The sequence below is a fragment of the Ruegeria sp. AF3 genome (assembly GCF_056536285.1).
The window spans coordinates 1,490,165-1,512,888 of record NZ_JBQFJM010000001.1 but is presented as its reverse complement, the minus strand read 5'-3'; the positions used below and the strand labels follow the sequence as shown (position 1 = coordinate 1,512,888).

Below are 22,724 nucleotides of genomic sequence, written 5' to 3'. Positions count from 1 at the left end.
AAGGTTTAAGGGCGGGTCTTCGGACTCGCCCTTTTCTTTTGCGCCGACTTGGTGTTTTTCTGCGCAAAACAGGATGAGGGTCCCATGTCGCTGCAAGACATCACCGCACGTATCGCCAAAGCCGAAGCCAGGTCGGACAGACCGGCTGGTTCTGTCAAACTGATTGCCGTGTCCAAAGTGCAGCCGAATGAAAGGGTGCAGGCGGTTCTTGAGCAGGGGCACAGATGTTTTGGCGAGAATCGCGTGCAGGAAGCAGCAAGCAAGTGGCCCGCGTTCAAAGAACTGTTCGAGGGTATTGATCTGCACCTCATTGGCCCGTTGCAGACCAACAAGGCTCGTCACGCAATGGAACTGTGCGATGCGATCCATTCGGTAGATCGACCCAAACTGGCCAAGACACTGGCGCGTTTGGCACAGGAAATGGGAAACTGCCCGGACCTGTTCATTCAGGTCAACACCGGTGAGGAAGACCAAAAGGCCGGTATCCTTCCTGCGGACGCGGACAGTTTCATTGCCGAGTGCAGGGCGTTGGATCTGCCCGTGCGTGGATTGATGTGCATTCCTCCGGTCGATGAAGAGCCTGCTCTGCACTTTGCGCTATTGGCCAAAATCGCTGCATGCAACGGGCTTGATGGATTGTCTATGGGGATGAGTCACGATTTCGAACAGGCCATCGCTTTGGGCGCAACCCATGTCCGTGTTGGCTCGGCCATCTTTGGCGAACGGGTTAAACCTCAGGAATGATCAGCCATGATCCGGGGGCAATGCGCTGTGATATCCAGTGTAGATGGTCCCGACGAAATGCAACGCAGCCTTCGGTTGGATAACCGGGTCTGCGCCATTGGTGCAGAAAAATCGCTGACCCTCTGCCCGGAACCGCGTTTGGCCAGTTCCAGTCGGTCAACAGAATCAGATCATATAACGGGTCGGCGCGGCGCAGCTTTTCGTGGCTGAATGCATAGGGTGCGCTGACCATGTGGTTGTATCTGCTTTCAGACACGTCGTCAGACCACAAGTCCCGTGGGCCAATGGCACGGGCCCATTTGCTGGGGGCGGCCATTCGGTCGGCCCGGTACAGCATACCGACGATTCGATGATGTCCAGTTGGGGTCGCGCCATCGCCTTCGCGTTTTGCGTTGCTCAACCCGCCTTTGCCCACGGAGCAAGGGAACTCCCTGCCAAGAAACCGGATGCCGCGCGGGGTCAGAACAAGATCGCCTGGGGTCAAAGCAGATGCCCTGATTTCTTGGCCTTGGTTGCCAGGTATCCCCGGTTGTGAGAGGTTTCGCCAACCCTCAGAGGGACACGCTCGGTTACTGCGATACCTGTTCGCTCCATCATGGCGATCTTGGCCGGGTTGTTGGTCAGCAAGCGGACAGAATTGAAGCCCAGCGACTTCAATATGTCCGACCCAAGCCGAAAATCGCGCTCATCGTCCTCAAAACCCAGCCTGTGGTTCGCCTCAACAGTGTCAAAACCCTGATCCTGAAGGAAATAGGCGCGCATTTTGTTGGCCAGACCGATACCGCGCCCTTCCTGATTCAGGTACAAAAGAACGCCTGCACCTTCTGCCCCCATCTGTTCCAGGGCACCGCGCAGTTGCGGGCCGCAATCACATTTCAGGCTTCCCATCAGATCGCCGGTGAAACAGGCAGAATGCAATCGGGCCAGCACAGGCTTGTCGCGGTCCGGGCGTCCGATCTCGACGGCGTAGTGCTCTTCACCACCGTCTTCAGGTCGGAAGACGTGCAACCGGCCTGCTTCGGACACCTCCATCGGAAGGCGGGCCGCGACGACTTCGTGCAAAGTGCTGCGATCCGCCAGATGAGGTGTGGCGCGCGTGTGATCAATGCATGTCAGACCGTGCGACGCGGCAAATGCCCTGCCGTCCTCGACAGGTACCACGACCACAGCGGGAAGGATGCGCGCGGATTTGGCCAATGCAATTGCGATACGGTGGAGATTGGCATTACCGTGCCGCTCGGTCATCAACGGGCCCTTCATGGGCGCGTTCAGATCGTCGGAAGGATCGGCAACCGCCTGTACCCATGCGATATCCGCATCCGCCGGGATCGATACACGCGCCAGATCCCCGTCGTACGCCCGCGCTTTCAGGGTTTCAGCACGTCGCCCAGTTATGGCCACCACCGGACTCCCTAGTTTTTTCAGGTCGGCCAGACGCTGCGGGCTGAGCGTTTCGGCAGAAACCGCAAGCACGCTGAAGCCGCTGTCATCAGTCAGTGCAACGGGAACGCCCATGCGCAGATCGGCCCGGGCCCGGGCGAGAAGTTCCGTGATGTCGGGGATGAGACTCATCAATGTTACCCTATAACGCTCAATCTTTCTCCTAGCTCTTTCGAAAGGAAATGTGAAACATTTCCGCGAACTCTGACACGAAGGCGTGAAACGGTTGCAGCAAATCTTGTTGATTGCATATTCCACGCGCAAGTGATGGAAAAGCGTTTGGAGGACCGGGAAATGGCTCAGCTCAAGAAAATCCTGCTAGTGGACGATGATGAGGATCTGCGCGAGGCGCTCAGCGAGCAACTTGTCATGACCGAAGACTTTGACGTGTTCGAGGCGTCGGATGGTCACTCTGCCATGGAGCGCGCGCGCGAAGCGATCTATGATCTGGTCATTCTTGATGTGGGTCTGCCGGATACCGACGGGCGCGAACTGTGCCGCCTCATGCGCAAACAGGGTGTCAAAAGCCCGATCCTGATGCTGACCGGTCATGACAGCGATGCCGATACGATCCTGGGCCTGGATGCCGGCGCGAATGACTATGTCTCGAAACCATTCAAATTCCCGGTGCTTCTGGCACGTATCCGTGCGCAGCTTCGACAGCACGAACAATCCGAGGACGCTGTATTTGTACTTGGCCCCTATACGTTCAAACCGGCGATGAAGATGCTGATCACGGAAGAGGACAGAAAAATCCGCCTGACCGAGAAGGAAACCAACATCCTCAAATTCCTGTACCGCTCGACTGACGGCGTGGTGGCGCGGGATGTGCTGCTTCACGAAGTTTGGGGATATAATGCTGGTGTCACAACGCACACGCTGGAAACCCACATCTACCGCCTGCGTCAGAAGATTGAGCCCGATCCGTCAAATGCGCGCCTTTTGGTCACAGAATCCGGTGGATATAGGCTGGTTTCTTAACTGAGTGTGGATTGATTTGGATCAAAGTGATACCCTGTACTCATAATTAGGTTACTCCCAACCCGCGCATGTCCGGGTTATGACATGCACCTCCCTGTTGGACTGCCGGGCCGGATGGCCCGGCTTTTTTCTTTTCTGAAGGACGAGATCATGCGCCGCCTATACCGTCACAGGCGTTGCGAAATCCATTTTGTTCCTGTAATGTTCTAATTCTTGCGAAAGGTTGGAGGAGCGCGTGATGATCGAAGGAAGCTGTTTGTGCGGGGCGGTGAAGTTTAACCTGAAGTCTCAACCATCCGTGATGGGAACCTGCCATTGCTCAAGATGCAGAAAAGCCGGGGCCAGCACAGTCGTATTTGTCAACAAAGAAGACTTGGTGTGGGTTAGGGGAAGGGAAAACGTAACGCTGCACCAGCCTGATCCGCCTTACAAATACGACAGGTGTTTCTGCACGAAATGCGGGACATCTTTGGGCGAAATCACTTCAGAAGCAGACAGTTTTCCAATCGCTGCAAACGCATTGGATACTGGGTTAAAGCAGAAAGTTCAGTTTCACGAATTTGTTTCGGAAAAGCCGGACTGGTACGAGATTTGCGACGATGCCCCCCAAAATGAAAGCCACCCGTCCTAGCTTTTCTTTTCTGATGGTACCCCATCCCCCACCGCGTTAACCTTCGCCAAATCGCGACAGAGGAATCCTCGCCATGCCCTTCACACTTGCCACCTGGAACATCAACTCGGTCCGACTGCGCGAACCTATCGTGCTGAAACTGTTGGAAGAAGAGGCACCGGATGTTCTGTGTTTGCAGGAATGCAAGTCTCCGGTTGAAAAGATCCCGACCGAAGGGTTCGCGGAGCTGGGCTATACCCACATGATTGCCCGTGGCCAGAAAGGATATAATGGCGTCGCCATCCTGTCCCGCCTGCCGATAGAGGAGGTGGGCGACATGGATTTCGCAGATCTCGGCCACGCACGCCACATAGCCGGGCGGTTGGAGAATGGTGTCACGATCCACAACTTCTATGTCCCCGCTGGCGGTGATGTGCCAGATCGTGAAGTGAATGAGAAATTTGGCCAAAAGCTCGACTATCTCACGGGCATGCGCGATTGGTTCCACGCAGAAAAGCCGGAAAAATCCATCCTCGTCGGCGATCTGAACATTGCCCCGCGTGAAGATGACGTCTGGTCACACAAACAATTGCTCAAGATCGTCTCGCACACTCCGATTGAAGTGGAACATCTGGCCGAGACCCAGGACGCGGGTGGTTGGGTCGATATCACCCGGCAGGATATTCCCGAAGGGCAGCTTTTCAGCTGGTGGTCCTACCGGGCCCGCGACTGGGATGCGGCAGACAAGGGGCGGCGGCTGGATCATGTCTGGGCCACGCCCGATATTTCGAATGCGGGCCATTCCAGCCGCATTCTGCGCGACGCGCGTGGGTGGGAAAAGCCCAGCGATCATGCGCCGGTCTTTGCGACTTTCGACATTTGAACTGAAACTCTGCCCTTGGTTTCTGCGACAAGCGATTGCATATAGAGCGCAAGTTCGAACGAAAGAGTGATTGCCATGGACATCCTGAACGGCGCAGCCGCCCCAGCCACCGATCTGATCAAGGACGGGACCGAGGCCACTTTCATGGTCGATGTGGTCGAAGCTTCGCAGGAAACGCCTGTTATCGTTGACTTCTGGGCACCTTGGTGCGGCCCGTGCAAGACGCTGGGCCCGATGCTGGAAGACGCTGTTACCGCCGCCAAAGGCGCGGTGAAGATGGTCAAGATCAACGTGGACGAGGCACAGATGATCGCCTCGCAAATGCGCATCCAGTCGATTCCAACGGTCTACGCGTTTTTTAAAGGGCAACCCGTGGACGGTTTTCAGGGCGCGCTGCCGGGGTCCGAGATCAAGGCTTTCGTAGACCGCGTGATCGAGGCGTCAGGTGGGGAAAGCCCCGGTGGTCAATTGGATGACGCGGTAGTTGCCGCCGAAGAAATGCTGAGCGAAGGCGCAGCGGCAGATGCCGCGCAGACTTTTGCCGCCGTTCTTGGCGAAGACCCGAACCACGCGGCAGCATATGGCGGGCTGGTGCGGGCACATATCGCCACTGGCGATCTGGAGCATGCCGAGGCCATCCTGAACGGTGCACCGGCTGAAATATCCAACTCGGCCGAGGTCGAGGCTGCGCATGCGCAATTGCAACTGGCCAAGCAAGCGGCTGATGCGGGTCCGGTGGCTGATCTGACAGCGGCCGTTGAAGCAGACCCCGAAAATCTTCAGGCCCGGTTTGACCTGGCACAGGCCTTGCATGCGAACGGCGAAGTGGAAGAAGCCGTGGCGCAATTGCTGGAATTGTTCCGCCGGGATCGTGAGTGGGATGACGGGGCCGCCAAGACCCAGCTTTTCACGATCTTTGATGCGCTCAAGCCCAATGACCCGATCGTTCTGAACGGTCGCCGCAAACTCAGCTCGATGATATTTGCCTAATTTCTGATCAGAGCTAGAATTGGGACATGATGCATCCCGCCGATCTGCCGGACACCGTATCCGTGTTCCCCTTGCCCGGGGCGCTGTTGTTGCCCCGCTCGCGCTTGCCGCTTCACATCTTCGAGCCGCGCTATTTGCAAATGCTGGACGATGCGCTCAAGACCAAGGAACGGCTGATTGCGATGGTCCAGCCAAATCCTTCGGCCCATGATGAGAACAAACTGCACCGCATCGGATGCGTCGGGCGTGTGACCCAGTTTTCCGAAACGGAAGATGGCCGTTATCTGATCACGCTGACCGGTGTGTCCCGGTTCCGCGTGGTTTCAGAGTTGGACGCTTTCACGCCATACCGGCGGTGCGAAGTTTCGTGGGACGGCTTTGACAGGGATCTGGGCAAGGCCGAAAACGACGACAGGTTCAATCGCACCAAGTTCCTAGCTTTGCTGGAACGCTTCTTTTCGTCCCGGCAATTGTCCACCGATTGGGCTTCTCTGAAAGATGCCGAGGATGAATTGCTGGTGAACTCGCTGTCCATGTTGCTGGACTTTGACCCGGAAGACAAACAGGCCTTGTTAGAGGCCCCTTGCCTGCGCACACGGCGCGAGACGCTGATGACATTGATAGAATTCGCAATGCGAGGCGGATCGAATGAGGAAAAACTGCAATGACTGACCCTGAACACGCCTTTGATCGCCGCATGCTCGAAGCTCTGGTCTGCCCGCAGACGCAAACGACCCTGCGCTATGACGCCGAAAGGCAGGAACTTGTGTCACAGGCCGCAGGTCTGGCTTTTCCCATCCGCAACGGCATTCCGGTCATGCTGGTCGACGAGGCACGGCAGCTGGACTAAATTGGCTGCCCTTGCAGCAGCTTGGGCAAATCTCCGGTCAAACCGGCGGCTTCGCGGACGAAACCGCGCTGCAACCCCGGCAGTGCGCCGACAATTCCCATACCAACGTCTCGCCCAATGCGCAGCAACGGGTTGTCGTTCGAGAACAGTTTGTTGAAAACATCCGTTGCCATCGCAAGAGCAGCGGTGTCGAACCTGCGCCATTCCTGATAGCGTTCCAGCACCATAAGCGATCCGATGTCTTCGCCGCGCCGTCCTGCCAAGGTCAGAACCTCTGCCAACGCGCCGACGTCACGCAAACCGGCGTTCAGGCCCTGACCGGCAATCGGGTGCATCCCGTGGGCAGCATCCCCGACCAGTGCCAGACGATCAGCGATAAAGGAATTGGCGATGGTCAGGTTCAAAGGATAGGTGAAACGATCACCAGCCAGATGGATGTCACCGAGGAAATCGCCAAACCGCGGGCGTAGCACTTGCAGATACTCATCCTCGGGCAGGGCGTTGATCTGCTGCGCGGCCTCGGTGCGTTCGCTCCATACAATGGAACTGCGATTGCCGGTCAGCGGCAGAATCGCCAAGGGGCCTGGCGGCATGAAGAACTGATGGGCAATGCCGTGATGCGGCAGCTCGTGTTCAATGGCGCAGACAAGTGCGGTCTGGCCATACTCCCAACCTGTGCGCTTGATACCTGCGCGGCGCGCGGTGCCGCTGTGGCGGCCGTCACACCCAACCAGCAGGCTGCTGTTCACAGTCGAACCATCGTCCAGCGTCACGGTCACTCCAGTGGTGTCGGCTTGTTGCGACACAACAGTCTTGCCACTCAGCTGAGTGATGCGGGGCTCATCAGCCATAGCGTCCAGAAAGGCGCGGCGCAGGTGACGGTCTTCGACCATATACCCCATCGGGCCTTCTTCTATTTCGGCGTGGTCGAAATGCATGAAAAACGGTGACGGGCCTGTACCGGCGTGGCCGTCTGTGACCTTGATCTCCAGCATCGGTTGGGCGTGTTCCGCAACGCGGTCCCAGACACCGATGGCAGCCAGCAAGCGCTGTGACGCCAAGGCCAGCGCATAGGCTCGCCCGTCGAATGCCGCATTCTTGCGGACCTTCTCTTCCAGCGCATCAATCACTGTGACCGAATGTCCGGTTTGTGCCAGAGCCAATGCCAAAGCCGGGCCGTTCAGCCCGCTGCCCACGATCAGAATGTCAGATGCCTGTGTCATGCCCTGCAATATGCGCGCCCTTTCGGGATTGTCCATGTGCAGTCCTGTCGCTACCGTTCTTTCAAGCCAAAAAGCAGGAGGGGCGGGATGCAGGATTGGTTGACCATGACGGCGTGTGATTTGGGCCGTGGAATTGGGATGGGCCAGATCGATCCGGTTGAATTGACGGAAACCTACCTGTCCGCAATAGACACCCATCCGCACCGCGACCGCATCTATGCCCGCGTCACCCATGACCGCGCCCGCGCCGAGGCCGAAGCCGCGCAGCAACGCGCGAAGATGGGATTGCGGCGGTCGTTGCTGGATGGGGTTCCCATTAGCTGGAAAGACCTGTTCGACACCGCTGGTACTGCGACCGAGGCCGGGTCGGCGCTTTTGAAAGACCGGGTGCCGGACGCGGATGCACTTGTGGTACGCAACGCAACCCAGATGGGAACGGTCTGTCTGGGTAAGACGCATATGAGCGAGCTGGCCTTTTCCGGCCTTGGATTGAACCCGATCACCGAAACGCCCCCTTGTATCCATGATGAAACGGCTGTGCCAGGTGGGTCTTCATCTGGTGCGGGCGCGTCGGTCGCCTGGGGGTTGGCGGCCTGCGGGATTGGTTCCGATACCGGCGGTTCAGTGCGAATTCCAGCGGCATGGAATGATCTGGTGGGGTTGAAAACCACGGTCGGGCGGCTGAGCCTTGAAGGTGTGGTGCCGCTCTGCCTGCGGTTTGACACTGTCGGGCCACTGGCGCGATCTGTTGAAGATGCAGCACATATGCTGGCCCTGTTGGAAGGCGGGGCACCTGCAGACCTGAGGGGCGCTTCGCTGAAAGGCCGTCGCTTTGCTGATTTGCAGAACATCGCCAAGGACGACCTGCGTGATGCCCCGCGAAAAGCCTATGACGAGGCCATTGCGAAACTTGCGGATGCAGGCGCTGAGATTGTTCCATTGGACGTGCCCGAGCTGAACGAGGCGATGACCCTGTCCAGCGTCGTCTACACGACCGAGGCCTATGGGTTGTGGCGCGATGTGATCGAGGCCAACCCAGAGGCAATGTATCCCGAAATCCTGGAACGGTTCCGCATTGGTATGGGTTATTCCGGGCCCGATTATGTCGCGGCCTGGGCTAAGCTCAAGGCGTGCCGCAGTGCCTGGGATGCGGCAACTGCCGGGTTCGATGCGGTTCTGGCACCCACAGCACCGATTTTGCCACCCAATCTGGACCGGTTGATGACCGATCACGACTATTACGTGACTGAAAACCTGCTGGCCCTTCGCAACACGCGGATCGGCAACCTGATGGGGCTTGCGGCGCTGACCCTGCCCACCGGAACGCCCTGTTGCGGGCTGATGATGATGGGGTATCCGAACTCGGAAGAGGCCCTTTTGCGGTTGGGGTCAGCGGCAGAATCGGCATTGGCCTGAATGCCACAATCCACTGATTCGGAACCTCTTTGTCTGGACGAAGAGGTATGCGGGCTGTAATCTGCCAAAAAAACGGGGCGCAAATGACCCCGATATTGAGGCAGTAATATGGATTTCCCCGAGCGGTTTTCGAACCTACCGGAATATGCATTCCCGCGTTTGCGCGCCCTGTTGGATCACCATCAACCGGGCGGTGACGTCGTTCATATGACGATTGGCGCACCCACGCATGACTTTCCGGCCTGGGTGACGGATGTCATCATGGAAAACGCGGCCGGGTTTCAGGGCTATCCGCCGAACGAAGGCTCGGAAGACCTGCGCGGTGCAATCACGGGCTGGATCAAGCGGCGCTATGGGGTCGAAATGGACCCTGACACCAACGTCATGGCGCTGAACGGCACACGTGAGGGGCTGTATAATGCGGCCATGGCGCTGTGCCCGGAACAGAAGAATGGCAAACAACCGATCATCCTGTGCCCGAACCCATTTTATCAGGTCTACATGGTCGCGTCGATTTCGGTGGGTGCGCAACCTTATTTTGTCCCTGCAACCGCCGCGACAGGTCATCTGCCGGATTATTCCAGCCTGCCCGAAGATGTGCTGAACCGAACTGCGGTGGCTTATATCTGCTCCCCGGCCAACCCGCAGGGTGCAGTTGCGTCGCGCGACTATTGGGCTGACCTGATCCGTCTGGCCGAGGCTTATGATTTCCGGATCTTTGCCGACGAATGCTATTCTGAGATTTACCGTGACCAAGCCCCGACGGGGGTTCTGACCGTCGCGCAGGAACTGGGGGCTGATCCCGAACGGATCACGCTGTTTAATTCCCTGTCCAAACGCTCGAACCTGGCCGGTTTGCGCTCGGGCCTGATTGCAGGTGGACCTAAGTCCATCAGCCAGGTGAAAAAGCTGCGCACCTATGCCGGATCCCCACTGCCTTTGCCCTTGCAAGCCGCCGCCGCGCGCGTCTGGGCGGATGAGATACATGTCGAGCAAAACCGCGCGCTCTATCAGGAGAAATACGCCATTGCTGATGAGGTGTTTGCGGGCGTGCAAGGTTACATGTCGCCAGAGGCCGGGTTCTTTCTGTGGTTGCCGGTCGAGAATGGCGAGGACGCGGCATTGAAGGTTTGGAAGGATACCGGGGTTCGGGTTCTTCCTGGCGCATATCTTTCACAAGGCGATCCGGGGAACAACCCGGGCGAAGGCTTTATCCGGGTTGCATTGGTAGCCCCAAAAACAGAGTTGCAGCGTGGTCTGATCACACTCCGCGACTGCATCTATACGTGAGGTACGAGGGCAAAATGGCATCATATAATGCGCGAAACCGCGACCCATTGTTGGACAGCACAACACAGGCAGCCCTTGAGCGACGCAGTAAAGAACTGATCGGTATCGCGCTGATCCTGTTGGGCTTGGCCGCGGCTGCGATGATCTGGTCCTATACGCCCGATGATCCCAACTGGATGGTTTCGACCGATGCACCCGTGCAGAACTGGATGGGACGGGTCGGAGCGTCTATTGCAGCCCCCTTATTCATGATCGTGGGCTGGGGAAGCTGGGGCATCGCGCTTGTTCTGGTTGGATGGGGTCTGCGTTTTGCGGGCCATTTCGGTGAAGACCGGGCCATTGCCCGCCTGATCTTTGCCCCGATCTGGATCGCTGTAGCCTCGGTCTATGCCGCAACCCTTGTTCCCGGTGCCGAGTGGCGTGCAACGCATAGCTACGGTTTGGGCGGTTTGTTTGGCGACACGGTCATGGGCGCGTTGCTGACGCTGTTGCCGATCTCCTCGCATTTTCTGGTCAAACTGATGTCTCTGGCCATGGCCGTCGGTATGACCGCGCTGGGTGTTTTTGTGCTGGGCTTCACCAAGGCCGACGTGAAACGTGGCTTCCGGGCCTTCATCCTGGGCCTTGTGATGTCTTATGACATGCTGATGACGCTGATGGGGCGCGGTGCGACTTCGGCCGCGCAAGCGGCACGGGATCGCCGGGCGCAGTGGGAAGAACGCAAGCTTGCTCGGGCTGAAGCGGTCGAGGCGATGTTTGACGACGAACTGGTCTATGCCGACCCTGTTTTTGAAGAACCTGAATTGGGACGCCCTGAACCTCCGGTCAAATCGGGCCTGTTGGCGCGAATGCCGTCGCTTATCCGTCGCCCCGATCCAATGCCCGAACCCGAGCTGGTGGACCCGGAACCGATCGCGGGCTTTGACGACATGCCCGGCGAAGATCGCATCCGCTCCAAAATCTCGGCCGCCGTGCGAAATCGCAAGGTTGCTGTGGGCGAAATGACACCCGAGCCAGATCCCAGCCTGCCGTTGACCAAAGGTCGTGGACGCCGTCCCGATCCGCTGATCCTGAACCAGCATACCTTGTCCGAACTGCCCCCGGAACCGCCGGTGACGGCGTATGGTCTGCGCCCCGAGCCGCAGGTGTCCACTGGTGACACGCCAGAGGCACCAGAGCCTGCTTTGATGGGTTATGAGGCCGGGACGGAACAATACGACTACGCGTCCGAGTTGGATATCGATGATGAATCGGTTTTCGAGGATGTCGCCGATGCCATGCCGCAACCGCGTCAGGCGATGAAGATCCCAGTGGCTGAACCGCGGAAGCCTGTGGTGGCGCAGCCCGTGCGCCGGACACCGTTGCCGTCCCGTCGTGCGCAGGCCGAAGCGCAACCGGCATTGTCCTTCGAGGAACGACACTCTGATTTTGAACTGCCGCCTCTGGGCTTATTGTCCAACCCCGCAAATATCCAGCGCCATCACCTGAGCGATGAGGCCTTGGAAGAAAACGCGCGGATGCTGGAAAACGTTCTGGACGATTACGGCGTCAAGGGTGAGATCGTCAGCGTACGCCCCGGCCCGGTCGTGACCATGTACGAGCTGGAGCCCGCTCCGGGCCTTAAGGCGAGCCGTGTGATCGGTTTGGCAGACGATATTGCGCGCTCGATGTCGGCCCTTTCGGCACGTGTTTCGACACTGCCCGGCCGTTCGGTGATCGGGATCGAGTTGCCCAATGAAAACCGGGAAATGGTGGTTCTACGCGAAATCCTCGCCAGCCGCGATTTCGGCGATGGCAATCAGGCGCTGCCGTTGGCGCTGGGCAAGGATATCGGCGGCGCGTCCGTGGTGGCGAACCTGGCCAAGATGCCTCACCTGCTAATCGCCGGGACCACGGGTTCGGGCAAGTCGGTGGCGATCAACACGATGATCCTGTCGCTGCTTTACAAGCTGACGCCGGATGAATGCCGCCTGATCATGATCGACCCCAAGATGCTGGAACTGTCGGTTTACGATGGTATCCCGCATCTGCTGTCACCTGTTGTGACCGATCCGAAAAAAGCGGTCGTGGCCCTGAAATGGGTCGTGGGCGAAATGGAAGACCGCTATCGCAAGATGTCCAAGATGGGCGTGCGCAACATCGCTGGCTACAATGGCCGTGTGAAGGATGCGCTGGCCAAGGGCGAGTTGTTCAGCCGCACGGTGCAGACCGGGTTTGACGATGAAACCGGTGAACCAACATTCGAGACGGAACAATTCGCGCCCGAAGCGATGCCCTATATCGTTGTCATTGTTGATGAGATGGCCGATCTGATGATGGTCGCGGGCAAGGAGATCGAAGCGTGTATCCAGCGTCTGGCGCAAATGGCGCGGGCCTCAGGTATTCACCTGATCATGGCAACACAGCGCCCGTCTGTTGACGTGATCACCGGCACGATCAAAGCCAACTTCCCGACGCGGATTTCGTTCCAGGTGACCTCAAAAATCGACAGCCGTACCATTTTGGGCGAGATGGGCGCCGAGCAGCTGCTGGGGCAGGGCGACATGCTTTACATGGCCGGTGGCGCCAAGATCACCCGATGCCACGGGCCGTTTGTGTCGGATGAAGAGGTCGAGGAAATCGTCAACCACCTCAAACAATTCGGCCCGCCCGATTACGTGGGCAGCGTTCTGGATGGACCGGCCGAGGACAAGGTCGACAACATTGACGCCGTTCTGGGGCTGAATACAGGTGGCAACACGAACGGAGAGGACGCGCTGTACGATCAGGCGGTGGCAATTGTGATCAAGGATCGCAAATGCTCGACCTCTTACATTCAGCGGAAACTCGCCATCGGGTACAACAAGGCGGCGCGGCTTGTTGAGCAGATGGAAGAGGAAGGTGTTGTTTCGTCAGCAAATCATGTCGGGAAACGCGAAATCCTCGTCCCCGAGCAATAGGATATTTAATAACAAGGGCAGACAGCCTATCTGTACGGCATGAAACAGATTGCTTTTGCCCTTGCTTTGACACTGGCTGCACCAGCCGCCTGGGCGGCAGAAAAACTGCCGCTTTCGCAAATCTCAAGTTACCTGAACGGATTGAAAACGGTTCAGACAACGTTCACGCAGGTGAATGATGATGGCTCGTTGAGCACCGGGCAGCTGTGGATGCAGCGCCCAGGCAAGATGCGGTTCGAATATGACCCGCCCAACAGCGCTGTGGTGCTGGCGCGCTCGGGCAGTGTTCAGATCTTTGATCCCAAATCGAACCAGCCGCCCGAGCAATACCCGCTGAAGCGCACGCCGCTATCCATTGTGCTGGCGCGCAATGTGAATCTTGATCAGGCCAATATGGTTGTCGGCCACAGCTTTGACGGCACGGCCACAGTGGTCACTGCACAAGACCCCAAGAACCCTGAAGCAGGCCGGATTGAATTGATGTTCACCGATAACCCGGTCGAACTTCGCAAATGGGTGATCCATGACAACGCGGGCAGTCAGACCACAGTTCTTCTGGGTGCGCTGACCGAAAGCGATGACCTGGATCAGGGCCTTTTTTCGAACAAGGAAAGACGCGGGTCAGTCAATCGCTGACCCGTTGAGTATGACTCAATACCGGCAGTTCGCTAATTGCGCCTGATACAGTTGCGCGCGTGCGTCCACGTCATTGGCCACGCTCAACAACCATGATTTGCTGTTGTGGGTGCCGCGTGCGTACCCCGTGTGGCCTTCGTGATAGGCCAGGTATTGATTGCGTGTGTCGCCGGGGTGGATGCCGTTGCGCTCATAGCTTTTGTTCATATACCAGCCGATGAAGTCCGACGCGTCGCGGATGCGATCCCGCTTGGCCCGACGCTTGCCGGTTTCGCGCTGATATTGATCCCAGGTGCCGTCCAGTGCTTGGCTGAACCCATAGGCGCTGCTTTGCCGCCCCATCGGGATCACGCCCAGCACGTAACGGTGCGGGGTACGTGCATCGTGGCGATATCGGCTTTCCTGATAAATCGTGGCCATCTGAACGTGAACCGGAACACCCCATTTCTGCTCGGTGCTTTTGAAAGCCTTGATAAAATCCGGTCGCTCGTGCGCAATACTGCACGCGTCGTTCAGTTTGCTGGGCGGTTGTTTTGACCCGCCGCCACAGGATGCCAAAAGCAGCACCCCGAAGAGTACGATAAGAATTCTGCTCATGTGCCTCATGCCTTTTTTTGTTTATTCTAGCGTAGATTGAGCTCTGAGGAAATCACAATCGCTACAAAACAATGGCAAGAATTACGGGTAACACCGCCACGGAAAGCACAGTGGACACCATGACCATGCCGGCAACGGCATCGGAATCGGCCTCAAATCGTTCTGCCAACAAATATGAGGTCACAGCGACCGGCGTACAAATTTGCAAGACCAGAACGCCAAAGGCGACAGTGTCCAGATCAAACAACACTCCAATCCCCCAGCCCAACGCAAAGCAGACGATAAGTTTCAGGACTGACAACCAGAGTGCTTGCCCCAGACTGCGCGAGGTCAGGCGGGCGATTGCCACACCGACCGTGACCAACATCAGCGGAACAGCCATTTGCCCCAAAAGCTCTAACGTGTTGGTTAGAAATGTCGGAGTTTGCCACCCTTGCCACAAAAACACTGCACCCAGAATGGTCGCCCACGCCATCGGCTGGCGCAAGACTTGTCCCCATGCGCCTTTTCCGGCGACTAGGTATATTCCATAAGTGAAAGAAAACAGCGCAGTTACAGACAGAAAGATGACTGCGTAACCCAAGCCAATCTGTCCGAACGCAAAGATACATAGCGGCAAGCCAAGATTGCCGGTATTGCCGAAAATCAGCGGTGACAGGTACGTGCGCTGATCCAGTTTCAATACGCGAACCAGCAACCAGAACACCCCTGCCAGCAGAAGATTTGCGACCAGGGTCGCGGATGTGAAACGCGACAAATCTCCGCCCGGGATGTCGGTTTGCATGAGCGCAACAAAGATCAGACTGGGCATTGCCAGCGTCGTTGCAAAGCGTGTCACAAATTGCAGCCGGTATTCGAACCCCAGTTTGACCCAGGTAAAGCCAATGGCCGCCAAGAGAAAAACCGGGGCCACGATTTCGAACACTGTCAGTATTAGGTTCACAGACTGTTTCCCTGAATTTCACATCAATGATTGGCATTTCGGGCCAAAAACCGTTAGTAAATGCGGTGGGGGCTGAAACAATGTTAAAGACACGCGCGAAATACGGATTGGGCCAGGTGGTCCGTCACAAGAAACACCCTTTTCGAGGGGTGATTTTTGACGTGGACCCAGAGTTTTCGAACACAGAAGAATGGTATCAGGCCATTCCGGAAGACAGCCGTCCAAGGAAAGAACAGCCGTTCTACCACCTGTTGGCAGAGAACGACCAATCCTTCTATGTTGCTTATGTTTCAGAACAAAATCTGGTTGCAGACTATTCCGGCGAGCCGGTTGAACACCCGGATATCTCCAACATGTTCGGCCCATTCGAAGACGGTGCCTACCCTCTGCATTTCCACCTGAACTAGGTCTGGCGAACCGGTCGGCATTGTACTGCCGCTGATCAGTATCCAAGGGCACACCCATCCTTGCGCGGGTCGCTGGCACCTTCCAAAACACCGTCTTTTCGGATTCGGATCGCTTGCGCTCCACCAAGCGGAGTTTCCGGAACTTCAATATTGTGGCCGATTTCAGACAATTGTTTCGCCACTTCTTCAGAATAGCCCCGCTCCAGTTTCAGGACATTTCCATCAAAAAAGGCACGCGGCGCGTTGATGCTTTCCTGTAGCTCCAGCCCAAAGTCCCTAAGGTTCGAAACGAAACGCGCGTGCCCGGTCGGTTGATAAGCACCGCCCATGACGCCGAATGGCATCGTGACACGGTCATTCTCGGTCAACATCCCCGGTATGATCGTGTGCATCGGGCGCTTGCCACCAGCCAGTTCATTGGGGTGACCCGGCTGAAGCGTGAACCCCGCGCCCCTGTTCTGAAGCAAGATGCCGTATCTCTCGGACGCGATCCCTGACCCAAAGCCATGAAAGATCGAGTAGATCAGCGACACAGCCATAAGGTCGCGGTCGACCACTGTGATATAGACCGTGTCTTTGTGTATGGCTTCCGTCAAAGGTGCTGCTGCGGGCATTGCGCGTTTTGGGTCAATCAATGCCGCCAGCCTGACTGCTACATCCATATCAAGAAACCGCTCGGCCCGCGCGACATGATCGGGATCAGCAATAAACCGGTTGCGCGCGTCATAAGCCAGCTTGGTGGCTTCAGCCTCGATATGAACCCGTTCTGCTCCAAATGGATCCATACTGGCCAGATCGAACTGTTTTAGAATGTTCAGCAGCAGGATCGCGGTTGCACCTTGGCCGTTCGGCGGGTGTTCGACCAGATCAACACCCTTGTAGGCCCCGCGCATGGGCTGCGTTTCAGTGCACTTGGTGCGGTGGAAGTCCTCGGCGGTGTGGACACCTCCGAGTGCGGACAGAGCCCGGATCATATCCTCGGCAATGTCTCCTGAATAAAAAGCGTCTCGTCCCTGGCTGGCGATCCTGCGCAAGACCTCAGCCTGACCGGGGGCGCGAAAGATCTGCCCGATTGCGGGTATTTGCCCATTGACCAGATAATGATCACGCGCAGCGCCCAGTAATGTGGTCGCCCCTGTTTTCCAGTCAAATGCAACCCGAGGGGCCACCGGAACGCCAGCCTCGGCATAGTGGATTGCGGGTTCCAGAATCGCGCCCAGCCCCAATCGCCCTTCGGTTTCTGCAAGGTGACAGAAGGCGTCCACGGCACCGGGAACAGTCACCGCGTCCGGGCCGTTCAACAGTACAGATGACAGACCCTTGTCTCGCAAGGGCTGCGCCCGCGCAGCGGCCGGTGCGCGACCCGATCCGTTCAATGCGCGTATCCGGTTTTCGCCCGCACGGCTGAACAAAACGAAACAATCGCCGCCCAACCCGGTCATCTGCGGTTCGCAAATCCCAAGCAGAACTGCACCTGCAATCGCTGCGTCCATGGCGTTGCCGCCGCGCTCAAGAATATCGATTGCCACCTTGGCGGCCAGCGGGTGCGACGTTGCGCACATCCCCCGCGTTGCAAAAACTTCCGACCGGCCAGGTTTGTGCAGATCACGCATGGTGGTTCTTTCTCCTTAAAACAGGGGAAAGCTATTCTCTGATTGCCGGTTGTCCAGTCAATTCAAGTTGGGGAGGAGATCCTCGGCGCCGTTCACTGGGTGGGGGCTGTGATAATTGGCGCCGAGGGAAGCTATCTGAGCTACGATTCACTGTATGGCGGCGATTTGCGGCGCGACAATGTTTCGAAAATGGCGTTATTGTGGCCAATTGCGGCTGATTACCCGTTCTTGTCAAAGTTAAATCGCAAGGATAGCCGATTGCACCCGTCGCGACGCTCATAACAGATATCGCTGGTAAGTTGATGAATCAGGAACCAGCCGAACCCGCCTTCGGGCAAATCCTGAATGCGGGTTCCCAGTGGTGCTGGTGTTCCGTCTGGTGGTTCGTAGCCGGGCAATGGATGGCCCGTGTCCGAGATCAGAATGTCCAGGCGGTTTCTGTCCAACCGGCATGTGACCTGAACCCCGGCCGGGGCCACGTCCATATAGGCATGTTCCACAACGTTGTTGATTGCTTCTGCCAGTGCGATCTTGACGTCGTCCGCCTTGTGCGGCGGCAACCCTCGTTTCGCCAGTCCTGCACTGAGTTTCGCAATCCCCGCGCTGGCTTCTGTTTCCGTTGCGGGAAAGCTCACTTCCAGGCAGGTCGCGTTACAAATGGGCTCCATGTTGTCGCACTCCTGCTCTTGTCACCTGTCCGGTTCCGACAGGGCGTCATCCAGTGTCGCAAACAACCTGAACACAGTATCCATGCGCGTCAGGCGAAAGACCTTTTCCACCACGGGCTGCGGGCCTGCCAGATCAAGCCTTCGGTTCAGCCCCAGTTGTTTCATGGAGGCCACGATTGCGCCCAGCCCGCTTGAATCGATGAACTCGACACCTGAAAGGTCAAGGACAACCCGATCAGCGCAGGCCTCGGTCTCAGCGCGCATGTCTTCTTTGAACTGAATGGCCATCGCAGCGTCGATCCGGTCAGAGTGAACGGTGATAATCTGTGTCGTACCGTCTGATGTGCTGGTCAGCCTCATGGTCCGGCCGCCCTCCAATCTGAAAATGAGTCGTAGAAATACGCTAGACGCGAATTCTTACCATTCGGTATTCAAGGGCCGGACGACAGGAGGATTATCCGGATGAGAGATGTTGTTATTGCAGGTGCTGCCAGAACACCAATGGGTGGTTTTCAGGGCATGTTCGACGGTGTCGCAGCATCCGAGCTTGGCGGCGCAGCGATTCGTGCCGCGTTAAAGCAGGCAGGGGCACAGACGGTTGACGAGGTGTTGATGGGATGTGTCCTGCCCGCAGGTCAGGGGCAGGCACCGGCGCGCCAGGCGGGTTTCGCGGCGGGTTTAGGCGAGGAGGTTCCTGCCACCACGCTGAACAAGATGTGTGGTTCCGGGATGAAGGCGGCGATGATGGCCTTCGACCAGATCGCATTGGGTCTTGCGGACACAATGGTCGCCGGAGGGATGGAGAGCATGACCAACGCGCCCTACCTGCTGCCGAAAATGCGGGGCGGTGCGCGCATCGGTCATGGTCAGGTGATCGACCACATGTTCCTTGACGGGCTGGAAGACGCCTATGACAAGGGCCGCCTGATGGGAACCTTTGCCGAAGACTGCGCCGAGGCGTATCAGTTCACCCGCGAAGCGCAGGATGAATATGCCTTGAAATCCTTGTCCAACGCACTTTCCGCGCAAGAAAGCGGTGCTTTCGCGGGCGAGATCGTCCCCGTCACAGTGCGCACGCGAAAGGGTGAGGTTGTACAGGTGGCTGACGAGCAACCCAAATCTGCCCGTCCCGAGAAAATTCCGACGCTGAATCCCGCTTTCCGCAAGGACGGGACAGTGACCGCCGCCAATTCCTCGTCAATATCCGACGGCGCGGCGGCGCTTGTTCTGGTATCGGCTGAAACGGCAGAAGCGCGAGGGCTGACAGTTCGGGCCCGTATTCTGGGACATGCCAGCCATGCACAGGCACCCGGACTTTTCACGACTGCGCCGGTTCCGGCGGCGCAAAAGCTCCTGTCCCGCATCGGTTGGAACAAGGATGATGTCGACCTGTGGGAGGTCAATGAAGCCTTCGCAGTTGTGCCGATGGCTTTCATGCACGAGATGGGATTGCCGCGCGACAAGGTGAACGTAAATGGCGGTGCCTGTGCCTTGGGCCATCCTATAGGAGCATCTGGCGCCCGTATAATGGTCACCTTGTTGAACGCGCTCGAGAAACGAAATCTCAAGCGGGGGGTTGCTGCAATCTGCATCGGCGGCGGTGAAGGAACAGCTATCGCGATCGAACGCATTTGACCCTTCATCTTTTTCGAAATACTCCGGGGGTTCGGGGGCAGAGCCCCCGGGGTTTTCCAAGGGGTTCGGGACCTATGACCGTCGATTACAGTACGCTGGCCAGTACAATTGCAGCATTGACCGAAGGCGAAACCGATCAGGTTGCCCTGATGGCCACCGTTGCTTGCGAGGTCCACTATTCTGACGACCGTTTCGACTGGACCGGGTTTTACCGGGTGACAGAACCGGGCTTGCTGAAGATCGGCCCCTACCAGGGCGGGCATGGCTGTCTGGTCATCCCGTTCGCGCGCGGCGTCTGCGGGGCGGCAGCGCGCACTGGCGAAGTGCAGCTGGTGCCGGATGTCGACGCGTTTCCGGGTCACATCGCTTGCGCCAGTTCAACCCGGTCCGAACTTGTTCTGCCGGTGCGGAACGCAGCGGGCGAGTTGATTGCAGTTTTCGACATCGACAGCAATCAACCCGATGCGTTCTCAACTGAAGACGCGGATAACTTGTCCGCGATCCTGTCAAAGACCTTCGCACAAGCCTGATTGATTCTCGGTCCGTACAAGGTGCGTCTACCGGTTTCCTCTTTTCGATTTCGCTCGGGGCCTGATAAAACCGGAAAGCCCGATACGTATTGGATTAACCATGGTTCCAGGCCATTTCCGAACTCCGCGCCTTTCGGTTCGCAACTGGAAGGTTGAACTCACCGATCCGCGATTGCGAGCTCGGCTTGAAGATGATCTTGTCGCGCTTCTGACCCCTGCGGTCCTGAAACACCTGCCACCGTCGATGCAGTTGCAGGGCCGGGATATTTCGAACTGGATTGATGACAGACGTGCTGAAAGCGATATTCTGCTTGCGCGCTATAACCGCGGTAACCACCATATTGGCCTATTCGTGTTGGCCATGAGTACAGAGGCCGATTCAATTCCAAACCTTCACGTTGGCTATCTGATTGCAGAATCCGCTTGGGGGAATGGCTACGCCTCCGAGATGTTGCAAGGCTTGCAGGACGCATTGACGCCTGGGCCTGCCGTGCGTCTCATTGCCGGGGTCGGGCGTGACAATCCGGCCTCTGCCCGCGTTCTGCAAAAAACAGGCTTCACGCTTTGGCACGAGCGCGCCTCTGCCACCACCGATACATATGTTTGCCATATCAGCTGAGTGACCGAACCGTCAGGGCATAGCCAATCCGGAATACGGGCTTGCGTGAAAAAATGCTTGGAAATTTCACGGAATCGAGGCATCGTGAAAAACGAGATCAAATTTTCACGAGAGTTGGAGCCCCCTTGAACAGCCAGGCCCCGCAAAGTGCAACACTTGGTGCAGATATCCGCGCGCTGCGCAAGGCGCGTGGATTGACGCTGAGTGCTATCGCAACCCGGCTGGACAGGTCTGTGGGCTGGCTCAGCCAGGTCGAACGTGACATGTCTGAGCCGTCAATCTCGGACCTGAGGCAGATCGCCGAATGCCTTGGCGTACCCATGTCGATGTTGTTTGCTCATTCGGCGGCACCTGCGGACGAGCAGGGATATGTCGTGCGTGCCGGCTCGCGCCGGCCCATGGGGTCGGGCGAGGAAGGGTTGATCGAAGAACTGCTCTCGCCGGATCTGACCGATGATTTCGAAATGGTACATTCTACCTTCAAACCCAACTCGCAGATGCAGACACCGGCCAATCGTCCGACACAGGAAGTCGGATACATGATCTCGGGCAAGTTGGACCTGACAATCGGGGCGCGCGCGTTCACGGTTGGGCCAGGTGACAGTTTTCGGATCCGACACGAACCTTATCAATGGGCCAACCCTTACGACGAGCCCGCTGCGGCCATCTGGGTCATCGCCCCGCCGGTCTACTGATGTCGTTCGAAGCCTGGACCATATTTGCGTTTTTCTGGGTGGTTTTCGTAACCACGCCGGGTCCAAATGCGGTCAATTGCATCTCAAACGGGATGAGCCTTCCGTTCCCAAAGGCAATGCTGGGCGTATTGGCAATTCTCACGCAAGCCAGCGCCTTTCTGATCCTGTCTGCGCTGGGAGTGACGGCCCTGATCGCCGCATCGCCGACCGGGTTCTTTGTCGCCAAGCTGATTGGTGCGGGGTTTTTGATCTGGTTGGGCATTCGCGGATGGATGAATGCAACAAAACCCGCACCAGCCTCCGAGCGTCCGGCGCGACATGTCTATCTGCACGCACTGGCAGTGGCCACGATCAATCCCAAAAGCGTCGCCGGGTACCTGGCCGCGTTTTCGCAGTTCGTTCAGCCCGAGGTCCCGGTCTGGCAGCAGATGGGGGTTATCATGCCTACCGCGCTGATCATCACCACACTCAGCTACACCGGCTTTACGGCGCTGGGCGCCTTGATGGGCAGGGCAGCGCTGAGCGCCGTGTTCAATATCTGGGTGCGCCGGATCATGGCGGCCTGTTTTGTCATCTACGGTGTGTTGTTGGGAACCAGCACCACACCCGCAACAAAGGGGTAGTCAGATGCACAAGGGATCCTGCCTTTGCGGCTCGGTCGCGTTCACGATTGACGGAGACCTGTCGCTGCCTTCGGTCTGCCATTGCGGACAGTGCCGCAGACAGTCGGGCCATTTCTGGGCTTCGACCTCAACCCATCAGGACAACCTGAGTTTCTCGGCCAGCGACACGCTAAGCTGGTATCGCGCGTCTGACATCGCCCGACGGGGGTTCTGCAGCAAATGTGGCTCGTTTCTCTTCTGGCAACACAACCAGGAGGACACGATTTCGATCTCCATGGGCGCACTCGATGCTCCCACGGGTTTAAAGCTCTCAAAGCACATCTTTGTGGCTGACAAGGGCGATTATTACGACATCACGGACGATCTGCCTCAAGAGGCACAGTAACAGGGAT

26 protein-coding genes are annotated in these 22,724 nt (G+C 57.6%); 18 read left to right on the top strand and 8 right to left on the bottom strand.

Annotated features, from left to right (window positions below):
* The first annotated feature begins 84 nt into the window (after positions 1 to 84).
* Complete coding sequence (locus ACR3FC_RS07645) at positions 85 to 744, top strand: YggS family pyridoxal phosphate-dependent enzyme (protein WP_480474145.1); 660 nt, start codon at positions 85 to 87, stop codon at positions 742 to 744.
* On the opposite strand, the gene ACR3FC_RS07640 is transcribed toward ACR3FC_RS07645, so the two are convergent.
* Entirely contained in the window at positions 728 to 1,228 is a 501-nt protein-coding gene (locus tag ACR3FC_RS07640; protein WP_480474144.1) for a L,D-transpeptidase family protein, read from the bottom strand. The two genes, ACR3FC_RS07645 and ACR3FC_RS07640, sit on opposite strands and share 17 nt — an antisense overlap.
* Entirely contained in the window at positions 1,225 to 2,316 is a 1,092-nt protein-coding gene (gene ribA, locus ACR3FC_RS07635) for a GTP cyclohydrolase II (RefSeq protein WP_480474143.1), read from the bottom strand. The genes ACR3FC_RS07640 and ribA overlap by 4 nt, the downstream gene beginning before the upstream one ends.
* Positions 2,317 to 2,478: 162 nt before the next feature.
* Between ribA and ACR3FC_RS07630 the strand changes: the two genes are divergently transcribed.
* The 6 genes from ACR3FC_RS07630 to ACR3FC_RS07605 all read left to right on the top strand — a co-directional run bounded on the left by ACR3FC_RS07630 (position 2,479) and on the right by ACR3FC_RS07605 (position 6,498).
* Positions 2,479 to 3,165 carry a response regulator transcription factor gene (locus ACR3FC_RS07630; RefSeq protein ID WP_171724917.1) on the top strand — a complete coding sequence of 229 codons (687 nt, stop codon included), beginning with the start codon at positions 2,479 to 2,481 and terminating at the stop codon, positions 3,163 to 3,165.
* A gap of 238 nt (positions 3,166 to 3,403) precedes the next feature.
* A complete protein-coding gene (locus ACR3FC_RS07625) occupies positions 3,404 to 3,796 on the top strand; it encodes a GFA family protein (protein WP_480474142.1) in 393 nt (130 codons plus the stop codon).
* A gap of 73 nt (positions 3,797 to 3,869) precedes the next feature.
* Positions 3,870 to 4,658 carry an exodeoxyribonuclease III gene (locus ACR3FC_RS07620; protein WP_480474141.1) on the top strand — a complete coding sequence of 263 codons (789 nt, stop codon included), beginning with the start codon at positions 3,870 to 3,872 and terminating at the stop codon, positions 4,656 to 4,658.
* Between the two features lie 75 nt (positions 4,659 to 4,733).
* Positions 4,734 to 5,648, top strand: coding sequence for a thioredoxin (gene trxA / locus ACR3FC_RS07615; RefSeq protein WP_480474140.1), 915 nt, complete (start codon positions 4,734 to 4,736; stop codon positions 5,646 to 5,648).
* A gap of 26 nt (positions 5,649 to 5,674) precedes the next feature.
* Entirely contained in the window at positions 5,675 to 6,316 is a 642-nt protein-coding gene (locus ACR3FC_RS07610; protein ID WP_209504974.1) for an LON peptidase substrate-binding domain-containing protein, read from the top strand.
* The gene (locus tag ACR3FC_RS07605; protein ID WP_209504973.1) at positions 6,313 to 6,498 is read left to right on the top strand and encodes a Trm112 family protein; all 186 of its coding nucleotides are present in this window, start codon (positions 6,313 to 6,315) and stop codon (positions 6,496 to 6,498) included. Before ACR3FC_RS07610 ends, ACR3FC_RS07605 begins: the two co-directional genes overlap by 4 nt.
* Here ACR3FC_RS07605 and ACR3FC_RS07600 read toward each other — a convergent pair.
* A complete protein-coding gene (locus ACR3FC_RS07600) occupies positions 6,495 to 7,757 on the bottom strand; it encodes an FAD-dependent monooxygenase (protein ID WP_480474139.1) in 1,263 nt (420 codons plus the stop codon). The two genes, ACR3FC_RS07605 and ACR3FC_RS07600, sit on opposite strands and share 4 nt — an antisense overlap.
* A 51-nt stretch (positions 7,758 to 7,808) precedes the next feature.
* Between ACR3FC_RS07600 and ACR3FC_RS07595 the strand changes: the two genes are divergently transcribed.
* From ACR3FC_RS07595 to ACR3FC_RS07580, 4 genes are all read left to right on the top strand, one after another.
* Positions 7,809 to 9,137: an amidase gene (locus tag ACR3FC_RS07595; RefSeq protein ID WP_480474138.1), complete on the top strand. Its 1,329-nt coding sequence runs from the start codon at positions 7,809 to 7,811 to the stop codon at positions 9,135 to 9,137.
* Positions 9,138 to 9,245: 108 nt separating this feature from the next.
* Positions 9,246 to 10,427, top strand: a complete 1,182-nt coding sequence (locus ACR3FC_RS07590; RefSeq protein ID WP_480474137.1) for an aminotransferase class I/II-fold pyridoxal phosphate-dependent enzyme — start codon at positions 9,246 to 9,248, stop codon at positions 10,425 to 10,427.
* Positions 10,428 to 10,441: 14 nt separating this feature from the next.
* The gene (locus ACR3FC_RS07585; protein WP_480474136.1) at positions 10,442 to 13,366 is read left to right on the top strand and encodes a DNA translocase FtsK; all 2,925 of its coding nucleotides are present in this window, start codon (positions 10,442 to 10,444) and stop codon (positions 13,364 to 13,366) included.
* 39 nt (positions 13,367 to 13,405) lie between these two features.
* Positions 13,406 to 14,002 (top strand): LolA family protein, encoded by a 597-nt coding sequence (locus ACR3FC_RS07580; protein WP_480474135.1) that lies wholly within the window; start codon positions 13,406 to 13,408, stop codon positions 14,000 to 14,002.
* A gap of 15 nt (positions 14,003 to 14,017) precedes the next feature.
* Here the strand turns inward: ACR3FC_RS07580 and ACR3FC_RS07575 are convergent, their stop codons facing one another.
* Entirely contained in the window at positions 14,018 to 14,599 is a 582-nt protein-coding gene (locus ACR3FC_RS07575; RefSeq protein ID WP_209504968.1) for a transglycosylase SLT domain-containing protein, read from the bottom strand.
* A 61-nt stretch (positions 14,600 to 14,660) separates the two neighbouring features.
* Positions 14,661 to 15,542: an AEC family transporter gene (locus ACR3FC_RS07570; RefSeq protein ID WP_480474134.1), complete on the bottom strand. Its 882-nt coding sequence runs from the start codon at positions 15,540 to 15,542 to the stop codon at positions 14,661 to 14,663.
* Between the two features lie 80 nt (positions 15,543 to 15,622).
* Here ACR3FC_RS07570 and hspQ point away from each other — a divergent pair, with 80 nt between their 5' ends.
* Positions 15,623 to 15,949 (top strand): heat shock protein HspQ, encoded by a 327-nt coding sequence (gene hspQ / locus ACR3FC_RS07565; protein WP_209504966.1) that lies wholly within the window; start codon positions 15,623 to 15,625, stop codon positions 15,947 to 15,949.
* A gap of 35 nt (positions 15,950 to 15,984) precedes the next feature.
* Here hspQ and ACR3FC_RS07560 read toward each other — a convergent pair whose 3' ends face one another.
* From ACR3FC_RS07560 to ACR3FC_RS07550, 3 genes are all read right to left on the bottom strand, one after another.
* Positions 15,985 to 17,562 (bottom strand): gamma-glutamyltransferase family protein, encoded by a 1,578-nt coding sequence (locus ACR3FC_RS07560; protein ID WP_480474133.1) that lies wholly within the window; start codon positions 17,560 to 17,562, stop codon positions 15,985 to 15,987.
* 218 nt (positions 17,563 to 17,780) lie between these two features.
* The gene (locus ACR3FC_RS07555; protein ID WP_480474132.1) at positions 17,781 to 18,230 is read right to left on the bottom strand and encodes an ATP-binding protein; all 450 of its coding nucleotides are present in this window, start codon (positions 18,228 to 18,230) and stop codon (positions 17,781 to 17,783) included.
* Positions 18,231 to 18,251: 21 nt separating this feature from the next.
* A complete protein-coding gene (locus ACR3FC_RS07550; protein ID WP_480474131.1) occupies positions 18,252 to 18,590 on the bottom strand; it encodes an STAS domain-containing protein in 339 nt (112 codons plus the stop codon).
* Between the two features lie 102 nt (positions 18,591 to 18,692).
* Here ACR3FC_RS07550 and ACR3FC_RS07545 point away from each other — a divergent pair, with 102 nt between their 5' ends.
* The 6 genes from ACR3FC_RS07545 (at position 18,693) to ACR3FC_RS07520 (ending at position 22,717) form a co-directional block, all read left to right on the top strand.
* On the top strand, positions 18,693 to 19,865 hold the full coding sequence (locus ACR3FC_RS07545; RefSeq protein ID WP_480474130.1) for an acetyl-CoA C-acyltransferase: 1,173 nt from the start codon (positions 18,693 to 18,695) through the stop codon (positions 19,863 to 19,865).
* Positions 19,866 to 19,939: 74 nt separating this feature from the next.
* Positions 19,940 to 20,395, top strand: coding sequence for a GAF domain-containing protein (locus ACR3FC_RS07540; RefSeq protein ID WP_480474129.1), 456 nt, complete (start codon positions 19,940 to 19,942; stop codon positions 20,393 to 20,395).
* Positions 20,396 to 20,495: 100 nt separating this feature from the next.
* Positions 20,496 to 21,014, top strand: a complete 519-nt coding sequence (locus tag ACR3FC_RS07535; RefSeq protein ID WP_480474128.1) for a GNAT family N-acetyltransferase — start codon at positions 20,496 to 20,498, stop codon at positions 21,012 to 21,014.
* 125 nt (positions 21,015 to 21,139) lie between these two features.
* Entirely contained in the window at positions 21,140 to 21,709 is a 570-nt protein-coding gene (locus ACR3FC_RS07530; RefSeq protein ID WP_480474127.1) for a helix-turn-helix domain-containing protein, read from the top strand.
* Entirely contained in the window at positions 21,709 to 22,332 is a 624-nt protein-coding gene (locus tag ACR3FC_RS07525; protein ID WP_480474126.1) for a LysE family translocator, read from the top strand. Before ACR3FC_RS07530 ends, ACR3FC_RS07525 begins: the two co-directional genes overlap by 1 nt.
* A gap of 4 nt (positions 22,333 to 22,336) precedes the next feature.
* The gene (locus ACR3FC_RS07520; protein ID WP_480474125.1) at positions 22,337 to 22,717 is read left to right on the top strand and encodes a GFA family protein; all 381 of its coding nucleotides are present in this window, start codon (positions 22,337 to 22,339) and stop codon (positions 22,715 to 22,717) included.
* Positions 22,718 to 22,724: the final 7 nt, after the last annotated feature.